This window comes from Actinophytocola sp. (genome assembly GCF_036002505.1).
Classification (GTDB): Bacteria; Actinomycetota; Actinomycetes; order Mycobacteriales; family Pseudonocardiaceae; genus DASYTH01.
The window spans coordinates 1-14029 of the sequence record NZ_DASYTH010000315.1 but is presented as its reverse complement, the minus strand read 5'-3'; the positions used below and the strand labels follow the sequence as shown (position 1 = coordinate 14029).

Here is a 14029-nt window from a genome sequence, read left to right as displayed (position 1 = left end):
TCCCGTCGCCTCGACCGTGAGGTCGTGCCGAGGCTCACCACCGCCCACAACTACGATGGGCGCAGCCTGGGCCTGTACCGCTTCCTGTGTGCGCTTCAGCACCAGAACGCACCAGCGGGCCTGGTCGCCTGGGATTGGGGTCCGCTGCAGGATGCCCCCTTCCTCCCCCGGGTCGTCAGCGGACGGCTGGTGTTGAGCCGCGCCAGCTGGACCGTCCCGGAGGCCGAACTGCGGGCGCTCGGCCAGACAAAAGGTGCCGACCAGTTCGCCGCGGTGCAGGCGTGGCGTGCGCAGCGGCGGTTGCCGCGCTACGTGGCCCTGGCCGACCTCGACAACGAGCTCGTCATCGACCTGGACAACGTGCTGAGCGTCGCGGCGCTCGCTCACCAGCTCCGGGGGCGACGCCGTGCGGTGCTCGTCGAGATGTTCCCCGGCCCCGATGACCTGTGCGTCACCGGCCCCGAAGGCCGTTTCGTGCACGAGCTGGTCGTTCCGTTCGTCCAGATGGCCGCCCAGCAACCCGAGCCCGGAAAGCCGACCGCGCGAGTGACCGGAAGCCCGATCCGCCGCCGGTTCCCGCCGGGCTCGGAATGGCTCTACGCCAAGCTCTACACGGGCACGGGAACCGCCGACCAGGTGCTCAACCGCATGGTTCAGCCGCTAGTGCGGTCCTGCCTCGCCTCCGGGGCCGCCGACGCCTGGTTCTTCATCCGCTATGCCGATCCCGACTGGCACCTGCGACTGCGCCTTCATGGCGACCCGGTTCGGCTCCACGCCGAGGTATTGCCGAGCCTGCAAGCGGCCGCGGCCCCACTCCTGGAGGCGGGCCAGCTGTGGCGCCTGCAATGGGACACCTACGAGCGGGAGGTCGAGCGCTACGGCGGTGACCGCGGGGTCGAGCTCGCCGAGCAGGTGTTCGCCGCCGACAGCGATGCGGTGCTCGCCATTCTGGGGACGCTGTCCGGTGATGCGGGACTGGACCTCCGCTGGCGTCTTGCCTTGCACGGCATGAACCGGCTTTTCGACGATGTCGGGCTCACGTTCGGCGAGAAAAGGTACTTGGCGCGACGGATGCGGGAGGCATACGGCCGCGAGTTCGGTATAGACGGGAGCTTCCGGGCCCGGGTGAGCGAACGGTACCGGGCGCAGCGCACTGATCTGGAGGCATTGCTGGATCCTGGAGCGGTGCCCCTTGTCGCGGGCGGAGCCGACCCCCTTGCCGCCGGGCTGGAGTCGCTGCGCCGGCGATCGGTCCGGCTCGCTCCCGTGACGGCGGAGCTGCGCCGGCTCGGCCGGGCCGAGCGGCTGTCATCGACCCTGGCCGACATTGCCGGCAGCTACGCGCACATGCACGTCAACCGCTTGCTGCGCTCCGCCCAGCGGGCCCAGGAACTCCTGCTCTACGAACTCCTCGACCGCGCCTACAGTGCACAGGCCGGGCGCCGATCGGTCCAGCCATGACCGAACGACCACCGCCGTTCCGCCGGGAGGCGCTCGAGTTCCACGCCGCCGGGCCGGGACGCGGCGCTCTGCGGATCGAACCGGCATGGACCAGGTGGTTCTATTGGGTCGTGCTGGCGTTGGTGGCGGCCGGTCTCGTCGTCACCGCTACCGCGCGCACCTCCGAGACCACCTCCGGGCCGGCTCTGATCAACGTGCCACAACGGAGCTTCGTGGCCCTCGTCGCGGACGCCGCCGCCCCGGATCTCCGTTCCGGGCAGCTCGTCCGGCTCCACGTGGACGGCGCGGACGGGCGGTCGCTAGCCGCCCGGGTGCTCCGGGCCGAGGTCGCCGATCAGGCCGCAGCCGGGCGGGTCGGTTTCGCGTCGTCCCAGCCGGCCATCCTGGTGACCGGGGTCCTCGCGCAGGACGCCGACGTGGCGTCGTTGCCGCCCTCGCCGCGCTACCCGGGCCGGGCTGTCGTCGTACTCCGCTCGCAGCGCATCATCAACCTGTTCCTCCGGCAGCTGGGCGGGACGCTGGGGAGAGGTGGCGACTCCTAGTGCGCCGCCGAGTGCCTTGGGTCAGACAGATGGCGTTGGCCGACTGCGGTGCTGCCTGCCTGGCAATGGTCCTCGCCTACCACGGTAAGCAGGTGCCGCTCGACGAACTGCGCCAGATGACGAGCACCAACCGCGACGGTGTCGACGCGCTCGCCATGACCCAGGCGGCTCAGCGTTACGGCCTGAACCCCACGGGCGTGGCCGCGGACCTGGACGACCTCGAACTCCTCCCACCCGCGACGATCCTCCACTGGGAATTCACGCACTTCGTCGTCTTCGAGCGCCTGCGGAGAAACGGCGTCCAGATCGTGGACCCTGCGCTGGGACGGCGGCGACTGTCCATGGAGGTCTTTCGCCGCTCCTACACCGGCGTCGCCATCACCTTCGATCCGACTGAGACCTTCCAGACAGCCAAGCTGACCACCAAGGGCACGTGGCGCTATCTCCGGCCGCTGCTCGGCCACTTCGGGAGGCTCACCCGGGTGCTCGTGGGATCCGTACTCCTGCGATTCCTGGCACTGGCTCTTCCACTGCTGACCGGGCTGCTGGTGGACGTGATCGTCCCGCGCAACGACCGGCACCTGCTGCTCGTGCTCGGGGCCGTCATGGTGGCGATCACCGGCTACTTCTTCCTCGTGACGCTGCTGCGGAGCCACCTTCTCCTGCAGCTGCGCACGCACCTCGACGTGCGCCTGACCAAGGCTTTCGTCGAGCATCTGGTGGACCTGCCGTACGCGTTCTTCCTCGGACGGTCCGCCGGCGACCTGATGATGCGCCTGCAGAGCAACACGGTCGTACGCGAGTTCCTGACCACCGGCGCCATCTCGGCCCTGATCGACGGCAGCCTGGCGAGCCTCTATCTGGTCCTGCTGTTCTTGCTGAGCCCGCCGCTGGCGGCGCTCGTGCTGGGCCTCGGCCTGCTGCAGGTGATGGTTCTGGTGCTTGCTCGGCGGCGCAACCAGCACCTGATGTCGGAGAGCCTGCACGTCGAAGCCAAGTCGCAGAGCTACACGTTCGAGCTGCTGGCGGGCATCGAGACCCTCAAAGCCGCGGGCGCCGAGAGTCGAGCGGCCGAGCACTGGGAGAAGTTGTTCATCGACCAGGTCAACGTGGCGCTGCGTCGCGGACGGCTGGACGCATCCGTGGACACCGTTACCGGCACGCTCCAGCTCGCCTCGCCGCTGGCCATCCTGGTCTACGGCGGGTTCCAGGTTCTGGATGGCGCCCTCTCGCTCGGGACCATGCTCGCCGCCGCCGCACTGGCAGTCGGCTTCCTGGAGCCGCTCGCCACCCTGATCGAGACCGGCTTGAAACTTCAGCTACTGCGCAGCTACATGGAACGCATCAACGACGTCCTGGACGCGGCCCGGGAGCAGGAAGGGCAGAAGGTGACCACCGCCCACCGCCTCACCGGACGGGTACGGGCCGAGGGCGTCTCGTTCGCCTATGGGCCGCTGGCGCCCACGGTGGTGAAGGATGTTTCGCTCGAGGTCGAGCCCGGCCAGCAGGTGGGCATCGTCGGGCGCTCCGGTTCCGGGAAGTCCACCCTCGCCCACCTCCTCCTCGGCATCTATCCACCCACGTCGGGGCGGATCCTGTTCGACGGAACCGACCTCGCCGAGCTGGAGCTCAAATCGCTGCGCAGGCAGATCGGTATCGTCACGCAGAGGCCCTACCTGTTCGGCGCGACAATCCGGCAGAACATTGCTCTCAGCGACCCCGCAATGCCGCACGAGATGGTGGTCGACGCAGCCAAGCTGGCGTGCATCCACGACGAGATCCTCGCCATGCCGATGGGGTACGAGACGCTGCTCGTGGATGGAGGTGCGTCGCTTTCCGGGGGTCAGCAGCAGCGGATCGCCCTAGCCCGAGCCCTGGCCCATGGTCCCACCATCCTGTTGCTCGACGAGGCCACGAGTGATCTCGACTCCGTTACCGAACGGACGGTGCAGCACAACATCAGCACACTCGGCTGCACGAGGATCGTGATCGCCCACCGGCTGAGCACGATCGTCGACGCCGACCTCATCCTCGCCATGGACGACGGAAGGATCGTGCAACGAGGCACACACGACGAACTGATGGCGATGCCGGGCGCCTACAGAGATCAGGTTGTGGCGCAGCTCGGGTCCACGCAGCGGTGAACAGGCCCACGATGCATGGAATTAGCTGGCCTATCCCGCCTTCGGCCGTAGCGATCATCATGCCCGCGGGTCGATGCTGAGCAGCGACAGTGTCGTCTTCCGTTGGGGGGGTACTACATCATGCGCAAAGGTGCATTGGTGGCAGCTCTCTCGGCGGCCCTGCTGTTCTTGGCCGCTGCGCCGGCGTTTGCCGCACCCGGCGATGCTCTGGTCACCAACGGCAGCCCACCGGGACCGTTCTCCCAGAACAAGCAGAACGAACCGGCCGTTGCGATCGACGCCAACCACCCCAATGTGGTTGTCGCCGGCGCCAACGAAGAGATCGATATGGAGGCGTGCAACGCCGGGACGGATAACACCTGCCCGTTCACCCCGGGTGTCGGGGTTTCCGGCGTGTACTTCTCGTTCGACTCGGGGCACACCTGGACCCAGCCCACGTACACCGGTCTGACCGCCCGCGCGTGCCTCGGCGTCCCCGGCAACAGCGATCCGCCGTGCACACCGACCGTCGGGCCGATCGGCACGCTGCCGTGGTACTACGAGAACGGTCTCCAATCCGGCGGTGACCCGGCCGTTGCCTTCGGGCCGCAGCCGGACGCGTCCGGGCACTTCTCCTGGGCCAACGGCTCTCGGCTCTACTACGCCAACCTTGCCGGGCACGTACCGGAGGAATTCGGGTTCCGCGGCGTCGAGGCCCTCGCGGTCTCCCGCACCGACAACGTCGAGGCGGCCGCCGGCGGGGACAAGGACGCTTGGATGCAGCCGGTGATCGTCTCGCGGCAGTCCAGCACGACGTTCTCCGACAAGGAGCAGATCTGGGCGGACAACTCGTCCGGTAGCCCGTTCTTCGGAAACACGTACGTGTGCTGGACCAGCTACCGCAGCAACAGCCAAGGCCAGGCTTTCCCGGCCCCGATGATGGTGGCGGTCTCCCGTGACGGCGGCGATGCCTGGGCACTCAAGCAGGTCACCGGCGCCGGGTTCACCCCGGTGACCAGGCAGGAGCCGGCTGGCGGCTGCACCGTGCGCACCGACAGCAGCGGCCGGGTCTACGTGTTCGGGGTCGGTCCGGTGCCCGGCCAGGGCAGCACGTCCTACGAGCTGATGGTCACCTCCGACAACGGCGGGCAGACCTGGTCGCCGCCGCGGGCGGTGTCCGGTCCGGTCACCCAACCCGGCGCGTTCGACCCCGTGCAGGGCCGGCCGGTCATCGACGGCATCGCCGGTGCCCGCAGCGACCTAGCGCCCGCGCCGAGCGTGGACATCGCCAACGGTGCGCCCACCGGTGCCGGCGCCACTGACCGCATCGTCATGGCGTACGTCAGCGGGAGCCTGGAGCAGCCGCACGTCTTCTTCACCGAGTCGACCGACCGGGGCGCCACCTGGTCGGCGCCGCGCTCGATCGAGACCGCCGGGGATCGCGGCTACTACGCGGCACCGGCCATCGCCCCGGACGGCTCCGCGGTGTACGTGACCTACAACGCGTTCACCACGCCGTTCCGGACGAACACCACCGACCCGCGCAACCTCGTCGGCGTACTGCTGCGCGCCAGCGTGTCCGGGCCCGCCACGGGCGCGTTCACCTCGGTATACCGCAGCCCCGGCGGTGATCCGCGAGGTAGCAGCGCCAACGCGTTGATCTCCGAATTCCTCGGCGACTACGTGTACGCGGCGGCCACCCGCACGTACGCCGTCGCGGTGTTCAACGATGTCCGCAACGCTGCCGACTGCCCGGCGATCGACGCCTACCGGGCGGCGCTGCAGGCCGGTACTACCGCGACGGCGCCCGCCGTGCAGCAGGTGTGCCCGCTGGCCTTCGGCAACTCCGACATCTTCTCGTTCACCACCGCCGACTGATCCGATAGCCTCGCTATTTCGCCGATCTTGGACTTGTGGCGCCGGGTTGGCCCGGTTTCGCGGCCCTCACGAGGTGACACATGTCCAAGATCGGCGCCTGCGCGGCCGGGCTACGAGCATGCCGGCGCTGCACTTCCATGTCGCGAGCTGCCCTTTCGTCCAGCGAGGCCCATGTGATAGACCGGCCTCGTTGCGCAGACTTAAAACGCGATCGAAACAGGGAGGCCGCATGGCCACGCCGATCAGTCGTCGTTCCGTTCTTACCGCAGGCGCGGGGGCCGCTGCCGGACTGACTCTGCCGGGCTCGGCCGCTTGGGCCGGCGGCCAGTTGGCAACCAGAGTCCGCTTCACCCTCAACGCCGAGACGCTCGACGGTGGCGAGCAGGTCACGTCGCTCACCCTCGACACCGGCGAGCTCGGCCGGATCCACCCGGCGAGCCTGACGACGGGCACCTTCAGCGTGCATGCGAAGGCCACAAGCCCCATCCCCATCGCGCCCGGCGATCAGATCTTCAGCGAGTACGACCTGGACCGTACGGTGACCGCCGTCCGGCTGGACCACCACGGCAACATCGTGCTCGACCTCGCCTACGCCGAAGGTCAGGTCGGCGGCGGAACCCTCGGCTACATCGTCGGCAAGGCCCGCAACGTCCAGCTCGACCTGGTGTACACCATCACGCAGAACACCCCGTTCATCGTACGGGGACACCACGTCGTCACCATCACGGACTTCGTCCAGGGCCGGCTGTCCAACCCCGAGGTCGACGCTTTCAGCTACCACATCTCCCGCTCGGGAATGAAGTACCGGCTGTACTCGCCCCGTCATCGCTCAGCCGGACACGGCGGGCATCCGCTCGTCGTCTGGCTGCACGGCGGTGGCGAGGGCGCCTCGCTTCCCGACGGCTACTACGACAACGAGACGACGTTGCGGGCCAACCGCGGCGCTCTGGGCTTCGCCACGCGGGAGGCACAACGGATCTTCTCAGGCGCCTTCGTAGTGGCCCCGCAGAGCACGTCCTTCTGGCTGGAGGACGGCGACCGCTTCGCTCCGCTGATCCTAGAAATCATCCGCGATCTCGCGCAGCGGTACCCGATCGACCGCGAGCGGATCTACGTCGTCGGCTGCAGCAACGGCGGCTACATGAGCCTGAAGATGACCACGGTCTACCCCGACCTCTTCGCGGCGTCCGTTCCCATCTGCGGCATCGTCCAGGCCCTGGAGCCCGGCGGCCCGAGGATGATCACCGACGCCGAGCTGCGGGACATCCACACGCCGACCTGGCTGGTCGCCTCCCGCGACGACGACACGGTGCCGCCGGAGCCCAACACCGTTCATGCGCACGATCTCATCCCCGGGTCGCTGATGTCGCTGTACGACCACGTCATCTGGAACGGTCACCAGTTCCCCGGCCACTGGTCGTGGATCTATGTGGCCCGCAACGACCCGAGCATCGGCGGCACCCACATCTGGCAGTGGATGGCCCGGCAACGGAACTGACTCGCGTGTTCGGTCATGGCTGCAGCCGCTCGCGCAGGTGGCGGAGCTGCCGCTCGGCATGACCGCGGGGCAGGTCGTGCACGCCGAATGGATAGACCGCGATCTCCTTGTTCCCCGGTACCTCGTGGTACGCGGCGAAGACCGTGGACGGGGGACAGACCTCGTCCATCAGGCCGACGCTGAACAGGCAGTCCGCGGTGATCCTGCGCGCCAGCAGAGCGCAGTCGACGTACCGCAGTGTGTTCAGGACATCGTCGGTCAGGTCGATCTGCTGGGCGAGGAAGTCCGCGATCTCCTTGTACGGGTACGTCGGTGACAGCCCCACGGCCCGCTGGAAGTCGCACAGGAACGGCACGTTGGCGTGGTCACGCACCCGGCGGATGACCTCGAGTACGTGTTGACGCTGCACGACGCCGAGAGCGGCGGTCGGCTCGTCAAGCAGGATGACCGTCGAAGCCCAGACGACCGAGCGCGCCACCGCTACACTCTGTCGCTGACCACCGGACAGCGACTCGATCGGCGCGCGGACGTCCTGCAGCTCGATACCCAGGTCCTGGAACGCCTGGCGGGCGCCGGCCCGCATCTTCGAGCGGTCCAGCACGCCGAGCAGCCGCAGCGGACCTGGCTTGTACAGCTCCCTGCCGAGATAGAGGTTGGCCGACGCTTCGAGATCGTCGGCCAGCGCAAGATCCTGATAAACCGTCTCGATGCCCATATGCATTGCCGCCAACGGTGACGGAATCTTCACCTGTTCCCCGCGCATCAGGATCTCGCCGGCATCGGGCTGGTGTACGCCGCTCAGGCACTTCACCAGCACCGACTTGCCCGCCCCGTTGTCGCCGATGAGGGCAACCACCTCACCGGGGAACACGGCGAAGTTCGCCCCACGAAGCGCACGCACCCGGCCGAACGTCTTGACCAGCCCTCGGGCCTCCAGCAGAGCCTCTGACACCACGGCCTCCGCGGCGATGCAGAAAGATGTCAAATGCGAACATCGACTGATACCGGATTCGGTCACACTTGCGAATCGACCGAACTCCGACGTCCGATCCCGTCAACGTGGGAACGGGACCGTCCGCATGTGCCATCCGCGTAGATCAATCATCCGCTCGCCGGCCAGGGACAACAAGCACTTCGAGGAGTTTGAGGCCCATGTAGCGGCGGGCTTCGTCGGTCTGCTACGCGAGGACCGCACCCACCTACCGATGATCGCGGCCCGGTTGGGGGAGAACCTCGGGAGCGCTCAGATTGACCATCAAGTTCCACACAGGAGCTCGGGCGTGATCTCCTATGCTGTGCAGTGGTCAGAGACAATCCGGCATTCGCGATCAACGCGCCCGGCGGCCGCAGGGCAGCAGGCCGGATGGCAGTAGGTCCGAGGGTGGCATCGGTGATTCGCCGCTCGGATCTCGGCTGCGTAGGCGGCGGTGATCTGCGTAGAGTGTCACGGCAACAGCGTGCAGCTCAGTTAGGAGAGCACCGGGCTGTAATCCCGGAGGGCGCGGGGGCGGGGCCCGCCGTGCTGGCGTGAGCGACAACGACGTCCATATTGGCGTGAGCTATCCACTGGGCCAGCTGGCGCGCGCCCTGACGACCGCCCGGACGGACGAGGACGCGGCCATCCGCCAGCAGGCTGAGCTGCGGGTACGCCGCTGGCAGCAGGTCCTCGACGGGATGGCCGGGGGAGAGCTGGACATCGACTCGCGTACCTCCGTGAGAGGTCTGCCGGCGTGGGTGACGCCGGACGTAGTCCACGGCGGGTTCGCGACTGGGGAGCCGGCGGCGGGCGGTCCGCTGCGTCTGGACGAGACCGACCGGGCGCAGCGACTGGGCCTGCCCGCTGACCGCCGGGCGCTGTTTCGGTCCTGGTTGACCGAAGCGGGACTGGCAGAGCTGGGCGAGCTGCTCGACAGCGGCCGCTACCGGGTGGAGCACGCGGAGGAGGCCGTGACCGGACTCGCGCACGTGATCAGCGGCGGAGGGTTCGACCCGGACGGCAGAGGCGGCACGGGCCGACGGCTGCTCGGCTGGACCACGACAGGGCACTGGATGCTCGGCCTAAGACCGCGGGACTAAGGTTCAGCGAGGCAGTGGCTCGGTGCGTGGGCACGCCGGCCGCAGCGGCGGGTCGGCCGGGTATCCGAGTGCGACCATGTACACGCAGAAGTGCCCGTCCGGGAAGCCGAGGATCCGCTGCGCCGCCTCCTGGTCGCCCACCGCCGAGTGCCCGGACCCGATGCCGAGGTCGGTCGCGGCGAGCATAATGTTCGCGGTCGCTTGGCCCACGTCGTGCTGGAGCAGCTCGCCCCGCCGGGGATCGTCCGGCCGGGCGCCACCCAGGCGGATCTCGGACGCGTTTCCGGCTCGCTACCGCAGTCGAATGATCGTAGACAGGCCGGCGTACCGTTGGGCATTGGTTTGTGTCGATCTCCGGACACAAACCAATTCCCCATATGGGTCCGCGTCAGGCTGTGCCTGTACGCGGACTTTTTGTTGGTCTGGGTGGTAGGTGAGTCTGAGTCCGAGTTGTTGGTAGACCTCGGCGCGGTCGGTTGGGTCGGCTCCGGCGAGGGCGGTGGATCACCCCGGTTGCGGGAGCCCACCCGGTCAGCGCCTCCATGGGGCGAATCACCAGGATGCATTGACGTGCTCGATGTGGTCGCCGAGGCGGTACACGGCTTCGTCCGGTACCCGATCGCGGTGTGCTTTCCTTTGCGCAGATCTTGTGACGTGCTTTCGCCCGATCGTGTGATAGCTCGCACAATTGCGCGCCGGTAGCGTGTTTCCATGCGTACGGGCGTGGGCGCGTCAGACAAGTCTGTCGTACGTCCGATCTTCTCCGCGCGGGCCAATTATCAGACTAATTCGAGCTATGCGGAAAATGCAACATATGTGAAGCCACAGCAGTCTGACGCCGATGAATCGCTCAATTCGTCGCGTGGGGCACAAGCGGTTGCTAGTTCTGGCGACGTATTCACACTTCTGTCAAATTTGGCCGGGATAGACATCTGGGCGGATGCGTTCGGGAAGGATGCGTTAGCCCAGAAAGTTATCGGCATTTCGTTGTCGCCTGCGCGAAGTATTCGTAGCCCACCGGCATAAGAAAACCGTCATCCGTACGGCCCGGCGGCTGTTCGACTTGAGGGCGCCTTCTTGCACCAGCCAGCCATCATGCGGAGTCGGTGAAATTATGAGCCGACGCGGCGAGCGGCCGACGGTCCATCAACCGTTACCCAGTGTCCAACCCGAGCAGTCGTGACACATCACAGCGCCCACGGTGGAGGAGTTTGGCCGACGTCCGCAAGTCGTGCGTGCCGAATACGCCGGGGACGGCCAGCGCATGCTCAATGAGGAGGAGCGATGAAGAGACTAGCGGCCCCGATCACAGTCGCGATGATTGTCATGTTTGCCACCGCCGCGCCCGCCAGGGCGAATACGTATACGGTCACAGGACCGACGCTGGCCAGCGCAGGCGCCAGCCCATTCGCCGCCGGGTGCGGCGGCCCCGGTGAGGATTTCCACACCCCGACCGAGGTGCCTGGGGTGAACGTCCCGAACACCGAGATCGAGCCGTGGTTTGTGGTCAACCCGCAGGACCCGAATGATCTGGCCGGCTTCTGGCAGCAGGACCGATGGTCGGACGGCGGAGCCCACGGCCTGGTCGCGGGCGTGTCGGACAACGGCGGAACCAGTTGGTCGAAGACCTGGCCCGCCTTCAGCAACTGCGCCGGCGGAACGCCGGCCAACGGCGGCGGGTACGAGCGGTCGTCGGACCCGTGGCTCTCCTGGTCGAAGAGCCCGGCAGACGGGCTGGGGACGCTGCACGCAATCAGCATCTCGTTCGACCGGTCAACGGCGCACAATGCGGTGCTGGCGAGCAGGTCGCTTGACGGTGGCAGGCACTGGCAGCCCCCGATCACCCTCCGGGAGGACAACTCCAACTCGGGGCCGCTGGCGAATCTGTTCAACGACAAGGAGTCGATCACGGCCGACCCCGTGCATACCACCAACGTCTACGCGGTGTGGGATCGCATCGAGTCGCCCAACAACAACCCGCTGACCCCGCCGCAGGCGTACGCAAACGCCCTTGCCTGGCACGGACCGACGTGGTTCGCCCGAAGCACAAACAACGGCGCGAGCTGGGAAACAGCGCACCCGATCTTCGCTCCCAACGCCGCGCGGACACAAACGATCGGCAACCAGATCGTGGTGCTGCCCAACGGCACGCTCGTCAACGGCTTCAACTTCATCAAGGGATCCAACGGCCAGGAAGTTGGCCGAGGTGACAACGCCGCGGTCATCTTCTCGACCGATCAGGGCACGACGTGGTCGTCAACGCCGACGATCATCGCCAACATGGGCGACCGGGGCGTTCGCGATCCCGAGCCGGTGAACTGCCTGGGAGACAACACACCGTCGACACCGTGCCTGCTGGTGCGCACCGGCGACATCCTCCCCGACTTCGCCGTCGATGCCCGCACCGGCTCGAGCACGATGTACGCGGTGTGGCAGTCACACCAGTCGGCGACCGTGCTCGGCAACCCGGTCGACGACACGATCCTCATCTCCCGCTCGACCGACGGCGGCCACACGTGGTCGGCACCGGTCAAGGTGAACCACACGCCGTCAGGCAAGCAGGCCTTTACCGCATCGGTGCACGTGGCGGCCAACGGCGACGTCGCGGTGACGTACTACGACTTCCGCAACGACGCGGCCGGCGACGCGGGCCTGAGCACGGATTACTGGATCGTCCACCACCACGCCGCCGACCCGTTCGACAGCGCACACTTCGCCGACGAGTCCCGGATCACGCTGGCGTCCTTCAACATGCGCACGGCCGCCTACGCTAGCGGCTACTTCGTGGGCGACTACGAGGGCCTCGACAGCTTCGGGAACACATTCACCCCGTTCTTTGTCCAGGCGACCGGCGCGGACCCGTTCCACCAGCTCACCGACGCGTTCTACGCCACGGCGGCTGGCAACTGAATCGAATCGGTGAGGGGGCTGGGCCGGTCCGGGCCCCCTCACCTATTCCCGGTGGATCCCAAACCCGTAGATGACATCGGTGAGTTGTGGCGTCCACGCGGCCGCGTACGCGTTCGGTTATCGAAGGCGACACGGCTTGCGCCGCTGACCGGGCCAGCGCCGCCATCAACCCCGCCTCCGAATGTCCGGAGGCCGGCCCCTGTCACGCGTACAGCTGGTCGGTGAGGCCGACGGCGACCCCACGGCCGAGATTGTTGGTGAACGTCACCCGCGTCCCGGTGTGGGCAGTAGCCATGACCGATGCCCACCGCACACCAGGGCAGTGACCATGACGACCAATCGGGCGGAGCTCACCCGGCCGGTCGTCCGATGCTGCCCGCGATTTCCGCCGCGTAGCGCTTACCCGAAGCCGGTCTGACGGACCGGCGCCGATGGTTACTTGGCAGCGTTGGCGCTCACCACGGAGCACAGGAAGTAGAAGTGGAGGTCGATCTCGGCGGCGACCGGTGAGCCATCGCCGAGGCGGGTATCGAGCAGCGCGTCCACGGCGTCCTCGGAGCGAGTTGGTAGCTGGGCAGCGTAGGCGGCGTTGACTGCCGCGTCGTGCGCCGGGTCACCTGTGTAGGCCGGGACGATGAGGAAGACATGCCACAGCGGGCTGAACTCCCCGTGCCCCGGCCAGCCCGGCATGGAGTCCAGCACGTGATCGTGGAAATCGGTGAAGTCGATGCCGTTGCCCTGATGGTCACACGGATTGCACTGCGGGGCAGACAGGCCAAGCGACTGCCAGCCGATCGGGTACACCACCTGGTAGAAATCCGCCTGAGCCTGCTCCGGCGCCCCGTTCGACACCTCGATGACGTTGATGGTAACGGTCTGCCCGCCGAAGTACGCGGGCTCGTACTGCGGAGGACTGGCCCCAGCCGCGGTGCTCGTCATGAACGTCGCGAAGAATATTGCGGTCGCTATCAATGCGCTTCTGCGAAACATGGACATGCCCCCTCGGTCTGTCCCTGTTACGAATGGGCGACGGCGGACGTCTCGCGGCCGTTCCTGGCACAGTGGCGGGTGGCTGCCATCAGCTGCCAGCACAGTCTCGCGCCCTTTCCCAGTCAATCCCGTAAACAGCCGCAGGAAGCCCGAGAAGGTACGGCCCGAGGTTCCAACTTTCCGCCGATCGGTGCGCTGTTCCCGGTACCGGGCGTACTGACGCTCCTAGCGTCGAGTACCAGTACGCCCGGGCCGGGATCCGGCTCGTCGTCGCCCGAACCAGCGGCCAACCAGGTACGGGCTTGTGCCCGACGCAGCAGGGTCGCCACCCGGGGTGCCAGACGGAGGGCGAGGTCGCGCGCCGCCGTTTCCGCGCGGGTGGCTGGTCAGCTGGGTGTGTCGAGCGGGAGGTGCAGCGTGAGGTGTGAGGACAGGGCGCGGAGGAAGTCCGGGGCGTCGAAGACCGCGCCCGCGGAGGCGACGCCGGTGGTCCTGGTCCGGCCGGTGAGGATGCGGTCGACGGCCTCCACCGCGAGTGGCGCGCTGATGGC

At 67.5% G+C, this 14029-nt stretch carries 10 protein-coding genes, 1 tRNA gene and 2 pseudogenes; 8 read left to right on the top strand and 5 right to left on the bottom strand.

The features are described 5' to 3' along the window. The 5 genes from VGR06_RS27465 to VGR06_RS27445 form a co-directional block, all read left to right on the top strand. The coding region (locus tag VGR06_RS27465; protein ID WP_327562027.1) for a thiopeptide-type bacteriocin biosynthesis protein at nucleotides 1-1461 on the top strand (1461 nt) is incomplete at its 5' end. Further along, nucleotides 1458-2003, top strand: coding sequence for a hypothetical protein (locus VGR06_RS27460; protein WP_327562026.1), 546 nt, complete (start codon nucleotides 1458-1460; stop codon nucleotides 2001-2003). The genes VGR06_RS27465 and VGR06_RS27460, both read left to right, overlap by 4 nt. Next, nucleotides 2003-4147, top strand: a complete 2145-nt coding sequence (locus VGR06_RS27455) for a peptidase domain-containing ABC transporter (RefSeq protein WP_327562025.1) — start codon at nucleotides 2003-2005, stop codon at nucleotides 4145-4147. Before VGR06_RS27460 ends, VGR06_RS27455 begins: the two co-directional genes overlap by 1 nt. A 138-nt stretch (nucleotides 4148-4285) precedes the next feature. Next, nucleotides 4286-6004, top strand: coding sequence for a sialidase family protein (locus VGR06_RS27450; protein ID WP_327562024.1), 1719 nt, complete (start codon nucleotides 4286-4288; stop codon nucleotides 6002-6004). A 328-nt stretch (nucleotides 6005-6332) separates the two neighbouring features. Next, the gene (locus VGR06_RS27445) at nucleotides 6333-7502 is read left to right on the top strand and encodes a prolyl oligopeptidase family serine peptidase (RefSeq protein WP_327562023.1); all 1170 of its coding nucleotides are present in this window, start codon (nucleotides 6333-6335) and stop codon (nucleotides 7500-7502) included. 13 nt (nucleotides 7503-7515) lie between these two features. Here VGR06_RS27445 and VGR06_RS27440 read toward each other — a convergent pair whose 3' ends face one another. Together VGR06_RS27440 and VGR06_RS27435 are read right to left on the bottom strand one after the other, a co-directional pair. Further along, on the bottom strand, nucleotides 7516-7857 hold the full coding sequence (locus tag VGR06_RS27440; protein WP_327562029.1) for an acetylxylan esterase: 342 nt from the start codon (nucleotides 7855-7857) through the stop codon (nucleotides 7516-7518). Nucleotides 7858-7866: 9 nt separating this feature from the next. Continuing rightward, nucleotides 7867-8454 (bottom strand): annotated as a pseudogene (locus VGR06_RS27435) (ATP-binding cassette domain-containing protein); the annotation flags it as partial. A gap of 501 nt (nucleotides 8455-8955) precedes the next feature. Between VGR06_RS27435 and VGR06_RS27430 the strand changes: the two are divergent. After that, a tRNA-Tyr gene (locus tag VGR06_RS27430) sits at nucleotides 8956-9028 on the top strand. A 28-nt stretch (nucleotides 9029-9056) separates the two neighbouring features. Beyond that, nucleotides 9057-9578, top strand: a complete 522-nt coding sequence (locus tag VGR06_RS27425; RefSeq protein WP_327562022.1) for a hypothetical protein — start codon at nucleotides 9057-9059, stop codon at nucleotides 9576-9578. A 3-nt stretch (nucleotides 9579-9581) separates the two neighbouring features. Here VGR06_RS27425 and VGR06_RS27420 read toward each other — a convergent pair whose 3' ends face one another. Continuing rightward, nucleotides 9582-9803, bottom strand: a complete 222-nt coding sequence (locus VGR06_RS27420) for a nitroreductase family protein (RefSeq protein ID WP_414637341.1) — start codon at nucleotides 9801-9803, stop codon at nucleotides 9582-9584. Nucleotides 9804-11045: 1242 nt separating this feature from the next. On the opposite strand from VGR06_RS27420, the gene VGR06_RS27415 reads away from it, so the two are divergent. Beyond that, nucleotides 11046-12488 (top strand): sialidase family protein, encoded by a 1443-nt coding sequence (locus VGR06_RS27415; RefSeq protein ID WP_327562021.1) that lies wholly within the window; start codon nucleotides 11046-11048, stop codon nucleotides 12486-12488. Nucleotides 12489-12923: 435 nt separating this feature from the next. On the opposite strand, the gene VGR06_RS27410 is transcribed toward VGR06_RS27415, so the two are convergent. Together VGR06_RS27410 and VGR06_RS27405 are read right to left on the bottom strand one after the other, a co-directional pair. Continuing rightward, on the bottom strand, nucleotides 12924-13484 hold the full coding sequence (locus VGR06_RS27410; RefSeq protein WP_327562020.1) for a hypothetical protein: 561 nt from the start codon (nucleotides 13482-13484) through the stop codon (nucleotides 12924-12926). Nucleotides 13485-13864: 380 nt separating this feature from the next. Further along, nucleotides 13865-14029 (bottom strand): annotated as a pseudogene (locus VGR06_RS27405) (saccharopine dehydrogenase); the annotation flags it as partial.

Bases quoted from the DNA above. Each gene is read 5' to 3' on its own strand.
- VGR06_RS27460 (WP_327562026.1), top strand. From the start codon at position 1,458: ATGACCGAACGACCACCGCCGTTCCGCCGGGAGGCGCTCGAGTTCCAC.
- VGR06_RS27410 (WP_327562020.1), bottom strand. From the start codon at position 13,484: ATGTCCATGTTTCGCAGAAGCGCATTGATAGCGACCGCAATATTCTTC.